Genomic DNA, 15,951 nt, shown 5'->3' on the forward strand with positions numbered 1-15,951 from the left:
CGTGAGCAAGGCGGATGGGCTTTGCGGTCGGGGTGAAATCCATGGCTCTCGAATATCCTGATTGATGAAGCTTCTTCTTAGTCCCGCAATCGGGCGAGATCAAGATCGCGGGGACGACAGTGCCCCAGGCGCTGACGCCCCCACAGGCTTTACGATCAACCCTTGAGCGCGGTGACCACCACCTCGATCAGCGCGCCGCCGAGATCGGCGACGCCAACGGTGGCGCGGGTCGGCAGATTGTCGCCGAAGAACTCGGTCCAGACCGGATCCATCTCGTTCTTCTTGGAGAGGTCGGTCACGAAGATCGAGGAACTGACGACGCGCGACTTGTCGGTGCCGGCTTCCTTCAGATAGCCGGCGATCTTGCCCAGGATGTTGCGGGTCTGCTCGCCCATCGAGCCCGAGATGTCGTCGGCGATGGTGCCGCCGATGAAGACGAAGCCGTTGGCTTCGACGGCGCGGTGCTGAATGGGCGTGCGGATGTTGCGGGTGATGCTCATGATGTCCTCTTGAGGTTAGAGCGTGGGGGAATAGAAGCGGTCGATGCCGAGATCGCTGACGCGGGTCTGGGTGCCGCCATTGACGATCAGCTCCGCCATCACGGCGCCGGCGCCGGGGCCGAGCTGAAAACCGTGCAGCGAGAAGCCGAACTGGTGATACAGACCCATGTGACGGCTGCTCGGGCCGAACACGGGAATGTCGTCCTTCATCTTGGCCTCGATGCCGGCCCAGGCGCGGACGATCGTCGCGCTGCGCATCACCGGAAACAGCTCGAACACGGTCTGCGCGCTGGTCGCAAGGCTCTTCCAGTCCAGCACCGTCTCGTTGCGCTCCTGATAGGGCGTCGCCAGATGGCCGCCGCCGATCAGCACGGTGCCGTTCTTGAATTGCTTGAAGGAGAGCTTTCGGCCGCGCAGGATCACGACGGGGTCGATGAAATGCGGCACACGCGAGGTGATCATCAACATCGGCGCCACGGTCTCGACCGGAACGGGCTCACCGAGATCAGCAGCGATCTTCCCGGCCCAGGCACCGGCGGCATTGACGAGCACCGGTGCGGCAAAGCTCTCGCTGCCGACATCGACGTGCCAGAGGCCGTCGTCGTAGCGGATGTTGGTGGCGGCCACGCCTTCGTGCACGGTCGCACCTAACTGCTCGGCCTTGCGCCGGAACGCCGTCGTCGTCTGCGCCGGATTGGCCGCGCCATCGCGGCGCGAGACGACGCCGCCGGGACAGGTCTCGGCAACGGCCGGCACGAGGCGCCGCAACTCGGCCGCGTCGATCAGCTCTTCATGGGCGAAGCCGAGCGCATTGAGCTCGGCGACGCGCGCGCGGCAGACGGCGAGCTCGTCCTCGTTCTCGGCGACCAGCACCTGGCCGTGGCTCTCGAAGCTGCAATCGTCGTCGAGGAGATCGGTGATCTTCTCCCAAATTCCCATCGAGCGGATCGAGAGCGGGATCTCGGGGATGTGCCGCGCGAGCTGGCGCACGCCGCCGGCATTGACGCCCGAGGCGTGGCGGCCGGCATAGTCCTTCTCGATCAGAACCGGCCTCAGGCCAGCGAGGCAGAGATGCAGTGCGGTCGAGCATCCGTGGATGCCGCCACCGACGACGATCGCATCCACGTTTCGGCTCATCCGCGCACCACGGCCTTGACGTCGGCCTCGCTCTTCGGGACGGCGGCGAGCTCGGCGAGCGTGATCGGTTTGACCGGCGCACGCAGCCGGTAATAGCCGATCTCCTGCGGAGTCTTGCCGCGCGCCTGCGCCATCAGCTCGGTGACGGTGAGGCCGCAGAGCCGGCCCTGGCACGGGCCCATGCCGGTGCGGCGATAGGCCTTGAGCTGGTTCGGCCCCGTCGCGCCGATCGCCACGGAGTCGAGCACGTCCTTGGCCGTCACCTCTTCGCAACGGCAGACGATGGTGTCGCCCGAGGGAATGCGGAACTGCGGTGACGGGCGGAACAGCGTGTCGAGGAAGACGCGGCCGCGTTCGGCCTTGGCGAGATCGGAACGGAGCGTCGCCATCGCGGGGAGCTTCGCCGCGGCTGCGGGCGCGAGTGCTTCCACAGCAGCACGAGCCGCGATACGACCGCGCACCACGGCCGCATTCGCGCCGCCGATGCCAGCGCCGTCACCGGCGATCGCGATGCCGGCGACCGACGAATTGCCGCTCGCGTCCAGCACGGGCGACCAGCACAATTGCAGATCGTCCCAGCGATGCTCGACACCAGCCGACATCGCGAGATTGACGTTGGGCACGACGCCCTGATGCAGGAGCAGGAGATCCGCAGGAATTGTCTCGCGTTTGCCGCCCGCGACATAGCTGACGCTGGCCAGTTGGCCGTCACCGGCCGCGGCGAGCTCAGTGACGCCCGAGACGACCTGCACCTTGGCCTTGACCTCGCGCATCATCGACAGGCCCTTGGCGAAATAGGGCGAGGTCAGAAAGGCGAAGGCATGAGGCAGCGCCGCAAAGTAATTGCCGCGCTCGGTGGTGTCGAGAATGCGGTCGATGCGGCCGCCGAGGCGCAGAATCTGCGCGGCGAGCAGCCAGAGCAGCGGCCCCTGCCCCGCGATCACGGTGCGTCCGTCCGGCACCAGTGCCGACGACTTGAGCATGGTCTGCGCCGCGCCCGCCGTCATCACGCCCGGCAACGTCCAGCCAGGAATCGGAAACGGCCGCTCCAGCGCGCCGGTCGCGAGGATCACGCGCTTTGCCTTGACGAAGGCGGACGCGCCGCCGATCGAGACGGCGATGTCGAGGTTGCGGTCGAGACTCCAGACCGTCGCGCGGTGGATCACCTCGGCATCGCTCGCGCGCAGCGACTGCACGAGATCTGCACCAACCCAATAATCGGCACCGAGCTGGTTGCGGTCGGTCACGGGCGTCGAGGCGATGGCGCGGAACACCTGGCCGCCGGGTCCGATATTCTCGTCGAGCAGCAGCGTCGAAAGACCGGCTTCGGCGGAGGTCGCAGCGGCAGCGAGGCCGGCAGGGCCGGCGCCGATCACCACGACGTCGTAGTCTTCGCGCTTGGGAGCCACGCTCATCGTCCGATCTCCCGCTTGCCCTTCTGGATCTCGATCTGCATGCCCTCGGCGACGGGCACGAGGCAGCCCTGGCGGTTGCCGACACCGTCGATGGTGACGAGGCAGTCGAAGCACACACCCATCATGCAGTAGGGCAGACGCGGCGCGCCGCTCACCGCGGTGGATCGCCGCGCGTCGCGGTCCGAGGCCAGCAACGCGGCGGAGACGGTGTCACCCTGGCGCGCCGCGACGGCGACGCCGTCGACGAAGATCTGCACCTGAGGGCGCTTGTCCTGTTCGGATCTCTTGAACATGGGGATGCCTCTTGGCTCCTTCTTGAAATCTTTAATAGCCGCTCTTGTTCGCCGCGCTCGTGCCGCCAAACCGGCTGGCCGAGAACGCGCCGACCAGCTCCGGCTCGAGCGCGCCTTGCGCGACCATGCGGGCAATCTCGAAGGCGTGGTTGGAGGCGAGCGTCACGCCGGAATGGCAGCAGGCGACGAAGGCGCCGGGGTGCGTCTCCGACTGGTCGTAGATCGGAAAGCCGTCCTGCGGCATGACGCGGATGCCGGCCCAGCTCCTGACCACGTTGAGCCGCGACAGATGCGGGAACATCCGCTGCGCGCGATCGGCCATCACGCCGCTGATCGAAGGCTTCAACGTCCGTTCGTCGAGCTCGTCCTCCTTGCTGTCGCCGATCATCACCGTGCCCTCGTCGGTCTGGCGGATCGTGGTCAGCGGATGCGGGAGGAACGGCATGGTGCGCTCGGTCACCACGATCTGGCCGCGGGTCGGGCCCATCGGCGCGTAGAGGCCGACCATCGGAGCCAGCGTCTGGTTGGCATTGCCCGCGGCGAGCACGATTTTGGCGGCGCGCAGCTCGCCCTTCGGCGTGGCCAGGCGGAATTCGCCGCCGCTCTTAGTGATCGCCGAGACCGGGCGCTCCGGGAAATAGTCGATGCCGAACGCCTTGAAACCGGTGTGGAAGGCGCGGAAGGTGCGCAGCGAATTGACGTGACCATCGAGCGGACAATAGCTGCCGCCGGAGACCTCTGGGCCGATCAGCGGCAGCGCCTTCTTGATGTCGGAGGGCCGCAACATCTCCATCTTGTAGTCGGCCGCACCGACCTGGTTGTGCATGCGCTTGACGAGCTCGGTGCGCTGACCGAACTCGTCCTCGCCGAGCGTCAGATGAAAGCCGCCGTTCTGCTGCAACGAGACATCCAGGCCGGTCTGCTGCTTCAGCTCGGAAGCAAGCCGCCCCCACGCCTGCGAGGCCTGCACGGTCCAGACCGTATAGGCGGGCATGCCGAGCCCCTTGCTCTGAACCCAGACCAGCGCAAAATTCGCGCGCGAGGCGCGCTTGGTGATGTCGCCTTCGTCGAGCACGGCGACACTCTTGCCGAGCCGGCCGAGGCCCCAGGCAATGGCGGAGCCGAGCAATCCGCCGCCGACCACGGCGACGTCGTAATCCCTGGACATGGGTTCTCCTATCGTCCGGTATCGCCACCCTTGCCGGCGAGCACGCGGTCGAGCCCGTAGAAGCGGTCGAGCAGAATGAGGGCGGTCATGGTGATCGCGATCACGCAGGCCGAGACCGACGTCACCAGCGGATCGATGTTGTCCTGGATGTAGAGGAACATGCGCACCGGCAGCGTCTCGGTGCCGGGTGCCGCGAGAAAGACGGTCATGGTGAGATCGTCGAAAGACTGGATGAAGGCGAGCGCCCAGCCGCTGACGACGCCGGGCAGGATCAGCGGCAGGGTCACGCGACGAAACAGCGTCCAGCCGCCGGCGCCGAGCGAGACTGCTGCCATCTCGACCGTGCGGTCCATACCGGTTGCTGCCGCGAGCGTCAGCCGCAGCGCGAACGGAAACACGATGATGACATGCGCGATGATCAGCGCGGCAAAGCTGCCGCCGAGGCCGGCCGAGGTGAAGAAGCGCAGGAAGGCGATGCCGAGCACGACGTGCGGGATCATCAGCGGCGAGAGGAACAGCGCGGCAAGCGCATCGCGCCCGCGGAAGCGATAGCGCGCGATCGCGAGCGCCGCCGGCACCGCGAACAGCAGCGCGACGAGAGACGACAGCGCACCGAGGCCGAGGCTGACCCAGAAGGCGTGGATGAATTCCGGGTAGTTCGCGATGGTCCTGAACCAGCGCAGCGAGAAGCCGTTGGTCGGCAGCGACAGGAAGCCTTCCGGCGTGAAGGCAACGAGGCACACGACCAGGATCGGCGCCACCATGACGATGACGAAGATGGTGTGGAAGATCAGCGCGAGCGGCCCGTTCCGTCTCATCGGAACACCTCCGCATAGCGGCGCTCGATCAGCGCGTTGCTGCCGACAACGATGAGGACCAGCGCAACGAGAAGGAGCGTCGCGACCGCGGCACCGAGCGGCCAGTTCAGCGTGTTGAGGAATTCGTCATAGGCGAGCGTCGCCGCGACCTTGAGCCGGCGGCCGCCGATGATCGCCGGTGTCGCGAAGGCGCTGGCCGACAGCGAGAACACGATGATCGCGCCCGAGAGCACGCCCGGCATGATCTGCGGCATGATGATGCGGCGGATGATGGTCGCAGGACCGGCGCCGAGCGACATCGCAGCATTCTCGATCTGCGGATCGAGCCGCTGCAGTGCCGCCCACACCGACAGCACCATGAACGGCATCATCACATGTGCGAGCGCGACGACCATGCCGGTTTCGGTGAACATGAAGGGAATGGGGAAACGGATCACGCCGAGCGACATCAGGAGCTTGTTGACGAGCCCGTTGTTGCCGCCGAACAGCAGCGCCCAACCGAGCGTGCGCGCGACGACGGAGATCAGCAGCGGCCCGAGAATGACCAGCAGGAAAAAACTCTTCCAGCGGCCGCTCATGCGGTTGAGGATGTAAGCCTCGGGCGCACCAAGCAATGCGGTGAGCAGCGTGGTGAGAATTGCGATGCGAAACGTCCGCCAGAACATCTCGGCGTAATAGGGATCGGTCGCGATCTCGTGCCAGTTCTTGAGGATGAAGACCGGCTCGATGCCCTTGTACTGGCCCCAATCGTGGAACGACAGCATCACCGTCATTGCGAGCGGAATCAGCAGGACGCCGACGAACAGCATCAAAGCAGGCGCCGTCAACGCCCATGGCGCACGCGCGCTGCGCTCCTCGGCGGCCGCGCTCATGCGCCGGCCCTCGCGCGCACGCTCATATCCTCGGGCCGCCAGGTCAGGCGAACGGCGTCGCCTTCGGCAGGCTGCGCCTTTCCGTCGTTCTGCCGGATCACGATCGCCGGGCCGCACTCGCTGTCGCACTGGAACAGCCAGTGATTGCCCTGGAAGATACGCGTGACGATCTTTGCGCTGAGGCCTGTGTCGCCAAAGCCGATTCTTTCGGGGCGAACGCTGACGGTCACGGGACCGCCAAGCCCGGCCGGCGCCGGTGCACGCCAGGAGCCCGCCATCAGTTGCGTCGGCGAGACGGTCCGGTCGATCGTGCCGGCAAAGTCATTGGTCTTGCCCAAAAACTGCGAGACGAAAGCCGAGGCCGGTCTCTCGTAGGTTTCCTGCGGGGTGCCGATCTGCTCGATCTTGCCCTCGCTCATCACAACGATGCGGTCGGACAGCGACATCGCCTCGTTCTGGTCGTGGGTGACGAGGATCGTGGTGGTGCCGATGGTGCGCTGGATCTGGCGCAGCTCGATCTGCATCTCCTCCCGCAACTTGGCGTCGAGGTTGGACAGCGGCTCGTCGAGCAGCAACACGCTCGGCTTGATCACCAGCGCGCGCGCCAGCGCGACGCGCTGCTGCTGGCCGCCGGACATGCGGCGGGGATGGCGGTCCTCGTAACCGGCAAGGCCGACCATCGCGAGCGCGGCGCGAACGCGTTCGGCCCGTTCGTTGCGCGGCACGTTACGCATCTCCAGGCCAAAGGCGACGTTCTCCGCCGCGGTCATGTGCGGAAACAGCGCATAGCTCTGGAACACGATCCCGAGGCCACGCTTGGCCGGATGGATCGCGGTCAGGTCCTTGCCCTCGAGGCGGATCGCGCCGCGCGTGGGATCGAGGAAGCCCGCGATCATCTGCAGCGTGGTGGTCTTGCCGCAGCCGGACGGGCCGAGGAAGGAGATGAACTCCCCCTTCCCCACCGACAGGCTGAAGTCGTCGACCACAGTCTGCGCACCGAACTGCTTTGCGACCCGATCGAGCTCAAGATAAGCCATCACGCTGTCTCCGCTGCGACCGGTCAGCGCTCGACCTCGCGATTCCAGCGCTTGGTCCACTCCTCGCGCTTCTCGTTGATCACGGTCCAGTCCGGATTGTAGAGCTTGGCCGCGCGCTCGCCGATCGGCGCCATCTTGCCGAGCTCCGGCGGCACCTTCAGCGATTTCAGCACCGGGCCGTAGCCGTAATCCTTCAGCATCACGAGCTGGATCTTGGGATCGAGCAGCATCTTGACGAAGTTTGAGGCCAGCGGTGAGGCGTTCGGCTTGTTGATCGGACACGCCGTCGTCAGCAGCGTCGCGGCGCCTTCCTTGGGATAGACGAAGTCGACGGGGAAGCCGGTGTTGGCAAAGCTCTGCACGCGGCCGGTGCCCCACACCGCGATCACGGCCTGACCGGACTGGAACAGCTCGGTCATCTTGCCCGGCGACGGCTCATAGGCGAGCACGTTCGGATTGATCTCTTCCTTGAAGATCTTGAAACCGGAATCGACGTTGGACTCGCCGCCGCCGTTCATCTTCGACAACATCACCAGCGCTTCGAGACCATAGGTGTTGTTGATCGGCGGGATCACGAGCTGTTTGGCGTATTTGGTGTCCTTCAGGTCGTTCCACGAGGTCGGCGGCGCCCAGCCTTTCTCGGCGAACACCTTGGTGTTGTACATCAGCCCGGTCGCGACGATACCGATCGCAACGGCACGATCGTCCTTGAAGCGCGCGGTGTCGTAGAGATCGGCCGGCAGGCCATCGAGCTTGCCGCAGAAGCCGAGCTGGATCGCCTGGTACATCGGGCCGTCGTCGACGATGGCGACGTCGATCTGCTGGTTGCCCTTCTGCGCCTGGAGCTTTGCCAGCGTGTCGGTGGAGTTGCCGGCGACGTATTCGACCTTGACGCCGTTCTCCTTCTCGAAGGCCGGGATCACCTCGTCGCGGATGGTCTTCTCGAACGAGCCGCCATAGCCGGCGACATAGAGCGTCTTTTGCTGGGCCGAGGCGGCTGAGGGGGCGGCAATGAGCGCCGCGATGCTGACCGCTGTCAGGAGGCGAAGAGTCTTCATTTGGACCGATCTCCAATACCGGAATGAGGTGACGTGCCGACGAGTCTCGCTGGCTGAAGCGCGTTGCCGCATTCCCTTCCGCGCCAATCCGTTTCCGATCAGGGCTCCGGCCCCCATTCGGCGGATTTGGCGCGATCTGGAGGTTTGAATCCCTCCAATCTGCCGAAAAAGCGGGCTGACTCCAGTCCTGATGAAAAAGATCGCAGACGTATACTTCCATCGTCCAATGAATAATGGCACCCTCTGCATACCAGAATGTTATGAATGGAATTCGGGATGGCGCGGATCAATTCGCGGCAGGTGGAGGCCTTCCGGGCGACGATGCTGACCGGCAGCGTCACCGAGGCGGCGAAGCTGATGGTGGTGACGCAGCCGGCGGTGAGCCGGTTGCTGCGCGACCTCCAGGCGCTGCTCAAGATGGAGCTGTTCGAGCGGCGCGGCACCGGCCTCGTGCCGACCGCCGCGGCGATGGCGCTCTACACCGAGGTCGAGCGCTCCTTCGTCGGTCTCGAACGCATCACCGCGGCTGCGGAAGAAATCCGCGGCCGCCGCACCGGCTCGTTGCGGATCGCGGCGCTGCCGGCGCTGGCAAATGGATACTTGCCGCGTCTCGCCGGACATTTCCTGATGGAGCGGCCGAACCTCAACCTCGCCTTCTTCGGCGTGATCTCGCCGATCGTGGTCGACTGGGTACTGAACAATCAATGCGACATCGGCTTTGCCGAGGTGCCGATCGCGCATTCCGGCCTGCCGAGCCAGCGGCTGCCGGCATTGGCTCGCGTCGCGGTGCTGCCGACCGGCCATCGCCTCGCAGAGAAAGAAGTGCTGGAGCCGCGCGATTTCGAGGGCGAGACCTTCATCTCGCTGTCGGCGGGATCGTCGAGCCGGCATCTCGTCGACCAGGTCTTCCACCGCCACGATGTCCGCCGCGTGCTGCGCGTCGAGACCACGCTGTCGGAAATCATGTGCGGCATGGTCTCGTCCGGGCTCGGCGTCTCGATCTGCGATCCCTTCACCGCGCAGGAATTTGCAACGCGCGGCGTCGTCGTGCGCCGCTTCCTGCCGCGCATCGATTTCGAATTCTCCGCGGTCTTTCCAGCGCAGCGCAGCCCCTCGCCGGTGGCGCTGGATCTGGTCGAGACCATGCGCAAGGCGCTCACCGAATTCGACGAACGGCTCGCGCGCATGACTGATTGCTTGCACTGATGAGGCCGATCTCCTACCTGAGGACACATGGCACGCATCACCATCATCGAGACCGGACGGGTCCCGCAAAAATATCGCGAGCGTCACGGCTCGTTCCCGGACATGTTCGAGCGGATGGTCCAGGCCGAGGATCCGAACGCGACGGTGGACGTCGTCAGCATCCCGAATGGCGATGCGCTTCCCGATCCGCGCAACCTCGAAGCCGTGCTGATCACCGGCGCGGCGGCCGGGGTCTATGACGGGCTCGACTGGATCGCGCCGCTCGAAGACTTCGTCCGCACCGCCTACGCCAACAAGACGCCGATGGTCGGCGTCTGCTTCGGCCACCAACTGATCGCGCAGGCGCTCGGCGGCACCGTGCGCAAGTCGGAGAAAGGCTGGGGCATCGGGCGGCACGTCTATCGCGTGCTGCCGGAGAACGGCGTCGTCGATGGCGAAGCGGTCGCGATCGCGGCCTCACATCAGGATCAGGTGATCGAGCCGCCGCAGGGCGCACTGACAATTCTCTCCTCGGACTTCACCCCGCATGCCGGCCTGCTCTACGCCAACGGCGCGACGCTGACCGTGCAGCCGCATCCGGAGTTCGACGTTGGGTTTGCGGAAGTGTGTTGTGAGTTGCGCGACGGCAAGGCGCCGGACGATGTCGTGGCAACGGCGAGGGCATCGTTGGCGGAGCCGATGGACAACGCGAAGCTCGGCGGGGCGATTACGCGGTTCTTGGCGAAGCGCGCGGCGACCTAAAATTTAGTTCGCAACAGTCACCGCACCACGGCTTCTTCCCTTCTCCCCTTGCGGGAGAAGGTGGCGCGAAGCGCCGGATGAGGGATTCCATCCGCACGCTAGACTACTCGTGAGGGTAGATACCCCTCACCCGTCTCGCCGCTTACGCGGCGAGCCCCCCTCTCCCGCAAGGGGAGAGGGTGCAGTGCGCTTGCCGCGCTATCTCGCGAAGGTCAAAACGGATCCGTCCCCAGCCCCGGCACGTCGGCCGGCCGCGGGCCCGGCGCGGCCCAATGAAACCGGCGGTCCTTCTCCGCAATCGCGATGTCGTTGATCGACGCTTCGCGCCGCTTCATCAAGCCGTGCTCGTCGAACTCCCACTGCTCGTTGCCGTAGGAGCGATACCACTGGCCCTTTCCATCATGCCATTCGTACTGGAAGCGCACCGCGATGCGGTTGCCGTCGAAGGCCCAGAGATCCTTGATCAGGCGGTAGTCGTGCTCTTTCTCCCATTTGCGGGTGAGGAACGCGACGATGGCTTCGCGACCCTGGAACACTTCGGAGCGGTTACGCCAGCGGCTGTCCTCGGTATAGGCGAGCGACACCTTCACTGGATCGCGCGAATTCCAGGCATCCTCGGCCATGCGCGCCTTTTGCGCGGCGGTCTCACGGGTGAAGGGTGGAAGCGGCGGGCGCGACATGGTGGCCTCATCAGTTGGTGGCGGCCGCAAATCTATCCCCGTACGCGGTGGAGTCGATAGGCTGTCACCTATCGGCCGATCACTTATCGGGCGATCAGGAAATCAAATCGGCTTTCATCAGCGCACGAATTGATTTCGGGATTGGCTGGGCGCGGCCGCCGCTGATGAAGGCGACGCGGACCTCGGCCTTAACCAGCACGTCGTCGCCGCGTCGCACTTCCTGCGCCAGCATGATCGAGGCGCCCTTCACCGCAATCGGCCACGTCACGACATCGAGCACGTCGTCCATCCGTGCGGGCTTGAGGAAGTCGAGGTGCATCGAGCGCACGACGAAGGCGAATCCGACGCCTTCGGTCTCGACCTGCTCGAACAGCGCCTGCTGCTCGGCGCCCATCAGCCTGAGATGATTGGTACGCCCGCGCTCCATGTAGCGCAGATAATTGGCGTGATAGACGATGCCGGAGAAATCCGTGTCCTCGTAATAGACGCGGACCTGCATGTGATGGCGGCCGTCGCGGATCTCGCCGTCGAGATGGGCAGTCACGTCGCAGGCCTCTTGGCTTTTTGCTACCGGCCCGTTTTGCGCAAAAACGGCCGGCCGCGCAAGCGTGTCAGGATACGACCGGGGCCGCCCGCCCCAGCGTCACCTCGACGATCTCAGGCGGTACGCCGACGCGGATCGGCATCAAGCTGCAACCGAGGCCGCCGGAGATGATGACGTCGCATTTCATCCTGACATGACCATAGGCGAGCTTGCCGCTATTCGGACCCCGAACGGCCGGCGACCAGCCGAGCAGGCGGACCTGGCCGCCATGGGTGTGGCCGGACAGTTGCAGCGCGACGCGCGCCGGCACGCGCCAGGCGATGTTGGGCTCATGCGCGAGCAGGATGATTGGCGCGTCGTCGGTGACTTTCGCCAGCGTGCCCTCGAGATCGTCGGCACCGAACCGCGCCACACTCCGGAAACGCTGCGCCGGCGCAAAGGCGAGCTGATCGCCGAGACCGGCGAGCCAGAAGGAGCGGCCGTCCTTGGTGAGGCGCACGGCGTCGTTCTCGTAGACCGGAATGCCGGCCGCCTCCAGCGCGCGATGCGCGACGGTCGGCCCGCGGCCGGCCCGCTGCACGGTCCGGTCGTCCCAATAATCGTGATTGCCCATGACGGCATGCACGCCGAGCGGTGCCTTGAGGCCGGACAGCACCCTCGCCCATTCGCTCGACGGAATGATGCGCGTGACCTGATGAACGCCGGCGACATAATCGCCGAGCAGCACGATGAGATCGGCATTCAACGCGTTGGTGCGGTCGACGATCGCTTCGATCCGCTCCAGCGACATCCAGGGATCGCAGGCATGGATGTCGGCGACCGCCGCGATCTTCAGCCGAAGATCCGCCGGCCATTGCCGCGGGGTCGGATGATAGCGGGTGACGCGGAGCCGCATCGGCTCGACACCGACGCCATAGGCGGCGGTCGAGACGCCGAGAGCGGACAGGCCACCGATGGACCGGATGAGATGACGACGCGAGATCATGGAAGCCCGAACGTGATGCACTTTCTTGATGCGGCCCGATTGAAGCGGAATTGGGGTGCGCTGGTGCAGACCGTCCGCATCCTCGTGCAAATTGCCTGCACAAAGATTACCGGAAGTTCATGACAACCGGACCCTTTCGACGCGATCAGTCGTCGCTCTCGTCCGTGCCGAACAGGCCGAACTGTGCCGCCGCATCGCGCGAGGGCTCGGCGATGCCGAGATGGCGGAAGGCGTGCGAGGTAAGCAACCGGCCGCGCGGGGTGCGCTGGAGATAGCCGCACTGGATGAGATAAGGCTCGATGATGTCCTCGATCGCATCGCGCGGCTCGGACAGCGCTGCGGCCATCGTCTCGACCCCGACCGGGCCGCCGCCATAGTTGAGCGCGATGGTCGAGAGGTAGCGGCGGTCCATGGCGTCCAGGCCCGCCGCGTCGACCTCGAGCGCGCTCAGCGCGTGGTCGGCGATCTTGCGGTCGATCTTGTCGGCATTGGCGGCCGAGGCGAAATCGCGCACGCGGCGGAGCAGACGGCCGGCGATGCGCGGCGTGCCGCGGGCGCGGCGCGCAATCTCGTTGGCGCCATCAGTGCTCATGCCGACATTGAGCACGCGGGCGCCGCGCGTGACGATGCTCTCGAGCTCCTCGATGGTGTAGAAATTGAGCCGGACCGGAATGCCGAAACGGTCGCGCAAGGGATTGGTGAGCAGGCCGGCGCGTGTGGTGGCGCCGACGAGGGTGAATTTCGACAGCTCGATCTTCACCGAGCGCGCCGCCGGCCCCTCGCCGATGATGAGGTCGAGCTGAAAGTCCTCCATCGCGGGATAGAGCACTTCTTCGACCGCGGGACTGAGGCGATGGATCTCGTCAATGAAGAGCACGTCGCGCTCTTCGAGATTGGTCAGCAGCGCTGCGAGATCGCCGGCCTTGGCGATCACGGGGCCTGATGTCGCGCGAAAGCCGACGCCGAGCTCCTTCGCCACGATCTGCGCCAGCGTGGTCTTGCCGAGGCCGGGAGGACCGACGAACAGCACGTGGTCCAGCGCCTCGCCGCGCTTGCGCGCCGCCTCGATGAAGATCGAGAGGTTCTTGCGCGCCTGCTGCTGGCCGACGAAGTCGGACAGCGACTGTGGACGCAGCGCAGTGTCGCCGACATCGTCGCTACGGCGCTCGGGCGAGACCATGCGGTTGGCCTTGGGATCGCTCATTTCGAGAGCTCCTTCAGGCCGAGGCGGATGAGCTGCGCCGTCTCGGCGCTTTCACCCGCGCTGCGCGATGCCGATGCGATGGCCGCGGCGGCCTGCGGCTGGCCGTAACCGAGATTGACCAGGGCGGAGATCGCATCTGCAACGGGGCGCGGCGCGCGCTGATCGTCGACGGCGCCGGCGAGATGCACCACGGCCGGATCGACACTGGCGAAGGCCGGCGCCTTGTCCTTCAATTCGGTGACGATACGCTCGGCCACCTTGGGGCCGACGCCGGGCGTGCGCGCCACCGCGGCCTTGTCGCGGAGCGCAATGGCGTTGGCGAGATCGGAAGGCTGCAGCGTGCCGAGCACGGCGAGCGCGACCTTGGCACCGACGCCCTGCACGGTCTGGAGCAGACGAAACCATTCGCGCTCCTGGTCGGTCCGGAAGCCGAACAGCTTTATCTGATCTTCGCGGACGTAGGTCTCGATCGACAGCACGGCCGCTTCACCCGGCGAAGGCAGATGCTGCAACGTGCGGGAGGAACAGTGCACCTGATAGCCGACGCCGCCGACGTCGAGAATCACAAAATCCTCGCCGTAGGAATCGATCAGGCCCTTGAGCTTGCCGATCATAGTCCCGCCACCTTTAGCCGGAGCGCCGTGCTTTGGCGGTGGTGAGCGTGAGTGATGGCGATGGCGAGCGCGTCGGCAGCGTCCGCGGACGGCGGCTCGGCTTTCGGCAGCAATATCTTCAGCATCATCGCGATCTGTTGCTTGTCGGCGTGGCCGGCGCCGACCACGGTCTTCTTGACCTGGTTCGGCGCATATTCGGCGACAGAGATGCCGAACATTGCAGGCGCCAGCATGGCGACGCCGCGGGCCTGGCCGAGCTTCAGCGTCGCAACGCCGTCCTTGTTGACAAAAGTCTGCTCGACCGCGGCTTCGATCGGCTTGTGATCGGACAGAACGGCCGCAAGCCCTTCATGGATCGCGAGCAGCCGGCTCGACAGCGGCAGATCGTCCCGCGGCTCCACCGAACCGCAAGCGACGTAGATCAATCGGTTGCCCTCAGCCTCGATCACGCCCCAGCCGGTGCGGCGCAGGCCGGGGTCAATGCCGATGATGCGGACGGGGCCACGAATCGGGAGCGCGGTCATGGGCCAGTGATAGCGGCTGGCTGCGATGGGGGAAACAGAAACAGAACGGAAGTAACAGGGGAAGTGGGATGTCTCGGGTGAGCAGGGCTGCCCACTTCATACTCCGTCGTCATACCCCGCGAAGGCGGGGTATCCAGTACGCCGCGGCTTCTCCGTATCCGCTGGCGCCTCTGGAATACTGGATCGCCCGCCTTCGCGGGCGATGACAGCGGTGGATGAGGCTACCGGACGGCCTAGCCGCCCATCTTCGCGACCAGCGCGTCCGACACCTCGAAATTGGCGTAGACGTTCTGGACGTCGTCGTGCTCGTTGAGCAGGTCCATCAGCTTGAGCAGCTTTTCGCCGGTCTCGTCGTCGACGGCGACCGTGTTCTGCGGCTTCCAGATCAGCGCGGCCTTGCGCGGCTCGCCGAACTTGGCCTCCAGCGCCTTGGCGACGTCGCGATAGCTCTCGGTCGAGGCGTAGATCTCGTGACCGCCTTCGCCGGAGACGACGTCGTCGGCACCGGCCTCGATCGCGGCATCGAGCACCGCATCGTCATCGGCGACGCTGCGGTCGTATTCGATGATGCCGGTGCGGTCGAACATGAAGGAAACCGAGCCGGTTTCGCCGAGATTGCCGCCCGACTTGGTGAAGAAGGAGCGGATGTCGGAGGCGGCGCGATTGCGGTTGTCGGTCAGCGCCTCGACGATGACGGCGACGCCGCCCGGGCCATAACCTTCGTAGCGGATCTCGTCATAGTTCTCGCCGTCGCTGCCGAGCGCCTTCTTGATGGCGCGCTCGATATTGTCCTTCGGCATGTTCTCCTGGCGCGCGGCGATCACGGCGGCGCGCAGGCGCGGGTTCATGGCGGGGTCGGGCGTGCCGAGCTTGGCGGCGACGGTGATTTCCCGCGCCAGCTTGCCGAACAGCTTCGACTTCTGCGCATCCTGCCGCCCCTTGCGGTGCATGATGTTCTTGAATTGGGAATGTCCGGCCATGCGTGGTCTCGTAAAGGAATCGTGCGCCAAGGTGAGCTTAGGGAAGCGCGGCCTTATAGGCCCTCCACCCACCGGAATGAAAGAGGCTCTACGACTTTAAGGTAATACCGTACGGCCCCCTGCCTAGAGGTCAGGCACCGTTAACCCTGATTTCATTCCGGATTGCGAAAATAGC

General features: G+C 65.5%; 18 protein-coding genes. 2 read left to right on the forward strand and 16 right to left on the reverse strand.

Annotation, left to right across the window (positions count from 1 at the left end; genetic code table 11):
* Positions 1-155: 155 nt before the first annotated feature.
* Genes BRAGE_RS0132730 through BRAGE_RS0132770 form a run of 9 tightly spaced genes read right to left on the reverse strand, consistent with a single transcriptional unit; the run spans position 156 to position 8,298 of the window.
* A complete protein-coding gene (locus BRAGE_RS0132730) occupies positions 156-500 on the reverse strand; it encodes a RidA family protein (protein WP_027561097.1) in 345 nt (114 codons plus the stop codon).
* Positions 501-515: 15 nt separating this feature from the next.
* Positions 516-1,637: an NAD(P)/FAD-dependent oxidoreductase gene (locus tag BRAGE_RS0132735; RefSeq protein ID WP_027561098.1), complete on the reverse strand. Its 1,122-nt coding sequence runs from the start codon at positions 1,635-1,637 to the stop codon at positions 516-518.
* Positions 1,634-3,052, reverse strand: coding sequence for an NAD(P)/FAD-dependent oxidoreductase (locus BRAGE_RS0132740; RefSeq protein WP_027561099.1), 1,419 nt, complete (start codon positions 3,050-3,052; stop codon positions 1,634-1,636). Before BRAGE_RS0132740 ends, BRAGE_RS0132735 begins: the two co-directional genes overlap by 4 nt.
* Positions 3,049-3,345, reverse strand: a complete 297-nt coding sequence (locus tag BRAGE_RS0132745) for a (2Fe-2S)-binding protein (RefSeq protein WP_027561100.1) — start codon at positions 3,343-3,345, stop codon at positions 3,049-3,051. The genes BRAGE_RS0132740 and BRAGE_RS0132745 overlap by 4 nt, the downstream gene beginning before the upstream one ends.
* Positions 3,346-3,376: 31 nt before the next feature.
* Positions 3,377-4,513 carry an NAD(P)/FAD-dependent oxidoreductase gene (locus tag BRAGE_RS0132750; RefSeq protein ID WP_027561101.1) on the reverse strand — a complete coding sequence of 379 codons (1,137 nt, stop codon included), beginning with the start codon at positions 4,511-4,513 and terminating at the stop codon, positions 3,377-3,379.
* 8 nt (positions 4,514-4,521) lie between these two features.
* Positions 4,522-5,331 (reverse strand): ABC transporter permease, encoded by an 810-nt coding sequence (locus BRAGE_RS0132755; protein ID WP_027561102.1) that lies wholly within the window; start codon positions 5,329-5,331, stop codon positions 4,522-4,524.
* Positions 5,328-6,203 (reverse strand): ABC transporter permease, encoded by an 876-nt coding sequence (locus tag BRAGE_RS0132760; RefSeq protein ID WP_027561103.1) that lies wholly within the window; start codon positions 6,201-6,203, stop codon positions 5,328-5,330. Before BRAGE_RS0132760 ends, BRAGE_RS0132755 begins: the two co-directional genes overlap by 4 nt.
* Positions 6,200-7,240 (reverse strand): ABC transporter ATP-binding protein, encoded by a 1,041-nt coding sequence (locus tag BRAGE_RS0132765; protein ID WP_027561104.1) that lies wholly within the window; start codon positions 7,238-7,240, stop codon positions 6,200-6,202. Before BRAGE_RS0132765 ends, BRAGE_RS0132760 begins: the two co-directional genes overlap by 4 nt.
* 23 nt (positions 7,241-7,263) lie before the next feature.
* The gene (locus BRAGE_RS0132770; protein ID WP_027561105.1) at positions 7,264-8,298 is read right to left on the reverse strand and encodes an ABC transporter substrate-binding protein; all 1,035 of its coding nucleotides are present in this window, start codon (positions 8,296-8,298) and stop codon (positions 7,264-7,266) included.
* Positions 8,299-8,574: 276 nt separating this feature from the next.
* On the opposite strand from BRAGE_RS0132770, the gene BRAGE_RS0132775 reads away from it, so the two are divergent.
* Positions 8,575-9,504 (forward strand): LysR substrate-binding domain-containing protein, encoded by a 930-nt coding sequence (locus tag BRAGE_RS0132775; protein ID WP_027561106.1) that lies wholly within the window; start codon positions 8,575-8,577, stop codon positions 9,502-9,504.
* Positions 9,505-9,531: 27 nt separating this feature from the next.
* On the forward strand, positions 9,532-10,245 hold the full coding sequence (locus tag BRAGE_RS0132780) for a type 1 glutamine amidotransferase (protein ID WP_027561107.1): 714 nt from the start codon (positions 9,532-9,534) through the stop codon (positions 10,243-10,245).
* Positions 10,246-10,457: 212 nt separating this feature from the next.
* On the opposite strand, the gene BRAGE_RS0132785 is transcribed toward BRAGE_RS0132780, so the two are convergent.
* The 7 genes from BRAGE_RS0132785 to BRAGE_RS0132815 form a co-directional block, all read right to left on the reverse strand.
* Complete coding sequence (locus tag BRAGE_RS0132785) at positions 10,458-10,925, reverse strand: DUF1348 family protein (RefSeq protein ID WP_027561108.1); 468 nt, start codon at positions 10,923-10,925, stop codon at positions 10,458-10,460.
* A gap of 94 nt (positions 10,926-11,019) precedes the next feature.
* Positions 11,020-11,469 (reverse strand): tol-pal system-associated acyl-CoA thioesterase, encoded by a 450-nt coding sequence (gene ybgC / locus BRAGE_RS0132790; RefSeq protein ID WP_027561109.1) that lies wholly within the window; start codon positions 11,467-11,469, stop codon positions 11,020-11,022.
* 67 nt (positions 11,470-11,536) lie between these two features.
* Complete coding sequence (locus tag BRAGE_RS0132795) at positions 11,537-12,454, reverse strand: metallophosphoesterase (RefSeq protein ID WP_027561110.1); 918 nt, start codon at positions 12,452-12,454, stop codon at positions 11,537-11,539.
* 145 nt (positions 12,455-12,599) lie between these two features.
* Positions 12,600-13,658 carry a Holliday junction branch migration DNA helicase RuvB gene (gene ruvB, locus BRAGE_RS0132800; RefSeq protein ID WP_027561111.1) on the reverse strand — a complete coding sequence of 353 codons (1,059 nt, stop codon included), beginning with the start codon at positions 13,656-13,658 and terminating at the stop codon, positions 12,600-12,602.
* Positions 13,655-14,272, reverse strand: a complete 618-nt coding sequence (ruvA, locus tag BRAGE_RS0132805; protein WP_027561112.1) for a Holliday junction branch migration protein RuvA — start codon at positions 14,270-14,272, stop codon at positions 13,655-13,657. The genes ruvB and ruvA overlap by 4 nt, the downstream gene beginning before the upstream one ends.
* The gene (gene ruvC, locus BRAGE_RS0132810) at positions 14,269-14,796 is read right to left on the reverse strand and encodes a crossover junction endodeoxyribonuclease RuvC (protein ID WP_027561113.1); all 528 of its coding nucleotides are present in this window, start codon (positions 14,794-14,796) and stop codon (positions 14,269-14,271) included. Before ruvC ends, ruvA begins: the two co-directional genes overlap by 4 nt.
* A 233-nt stretch (positions 14,797-15,029) precedes the next feature.
* Positions 15,030-15,776 (reverse strand): YebC/PmpR family DNA-binding transcriptional regulator, encoded by a 747-nt coding sequence (locus BRAGE_RS0132815; RefSeq protein ID WP_018646706.1) that lies wholly within the window; start codon positions 15,774-15,776, stop codon positions 15,030-15,032.
* Between the last annotated feature and the right edge of the window lie 175 nt (positions 15,777-15,951).

It is taken from the genome of Bradyrhizobium genosp. SA-4 str. CB756 (assembly GCF_000473125.1).
In the GTDB taxonomy this organism is placed as follows: domain Bacteria; phylum Pseudomonadota; class Alphaproteobacteria; order Rhizobiales; family Xanthobacteraceae; genus Bradyrhizobium; species Bradyrhizobium arachidis.

Bases quoted from the DNA above. Each gene is read 5' to 3' on its own strand.
- BRAGE_RS0132730 (WP_027561097.1), bottom strand. From the start codon at position 500: ATGAGCATCACCCGCAACATCCGCACGCCCATTCAGCACCGCGCCGTC.
- BRAGE_RS0132735 (WP_027561098.1), bottom strand. From the start codon at position 1,637: ATGAGCCGAAACGTGGATGCGATCGTCGTCGGTGGCGGCATCCACGGA.
- BRAGE_RS0132740 (WP_027561099.1), bottom strand. From the start codon at position 3,052: ATGAGCGTGGCTCCCAAGCGCGAAGACTACGACGTCGTGGTGATCGGC.
- BRAGE_RS0132745 (WP_027561100.1), bottom strand. From the start codon at position 3,345: ATGTTCAAGAGATCCGAACAGGACAAGCGCCCTCAGGTGCAGATCTTC.
- BRAGE_RS0132750 (WP_027561101.1), bottom strand. From the start codon at position 4,513: ATGTCCAGGGATTACGACGTCGCCGTGGTCGGCGGCGGATTGCTCGGC.
- BRAGE_RS0132755 (WP_027561102.1), bottom strand. From the start codon at position 5,331: ATGAGACGGAACGGGCCGCTCGCGCTGATCTTCCACACCATCTTCGTC.
- BRAGE_RS0132760 (WP_027561103.1), bottom strand. From the start codon at position 6,203: ATGAGCGCGGCCGCCGAGGAGCGCAGCGCGCGTGCGCCATGGGCGTTG.
- BRAGE_RS0132765 (WP_027561104.1), bottom strand. From the start codon at position 7,240: ATGGCTTATCTTGAGCTCGATCGGGTCGCAAAGCAGTTCGGTGCGCAG.
- BRAGE_RS0132770 (WP_027561105.1), bottom strand. From the start codon at position 8,298: ATGAAGACTCTTCGCCTCCTGACAGCGGTCAGCATCGCGGCGCTCATT.
- BRAGE_RS0132775 (WP_027561106.1), top strand. From the start codon at position 8,575: ATGGCGCGGATCAATTCGCGGCAGGTGGAGGCCTTCCGGGCGACGATG.
- BRAGE_RS0132780 (WP_027561107.1), top strand. From the start codon at position 9,532: ATGGCACGCATCACCATCATCGAGACCGGACGGGTCCCGCAAAAATAT.
- BRAGE_RS0132785 (WP_027561108.1), bottom strand. From the start codon at position 10,925: ATGTCGCGCCCGCCGCTTCCACCCTTCACCCGTGAGACCGCCGCGCAA.
- BRAGE_RS0132795 (WP_027561110.1), bottom strand. From the start codon at position 12,454: ATGATCTCGCGTCGTCATCTCATCCGGTCCATCGGTGGCCTGTCCGCT.
- ruvB (WP_027561111.1), bottom strand. From the start codon at position 13,658: ATGAGCGATCCCAAGGCCAACCGCATGGTCTCGCCCGAGCGCCGTAGC.
- ruvA (WP_027561112.1), bottom strand. From the start codon at position 14,272: ATGATCGGCAAGCTCAAGGGCCTGATCGATTCCTACGGCGAGGATTTT.
- ruvC (WP_027561113.1), bottom strand. From the start codon at position 14,796: ATGACCGCGCTCCCGATTCGTGGCCCCGTCCGCATCATCGGCATTGAC.
- BRAGE_RS0132815 (WP_018646706.1), bottom strand. From the start codon at position 15,776: ATGGCCGGACATTCCCAATTCAAGAACATCATGCACCGCAAGGGGCGG.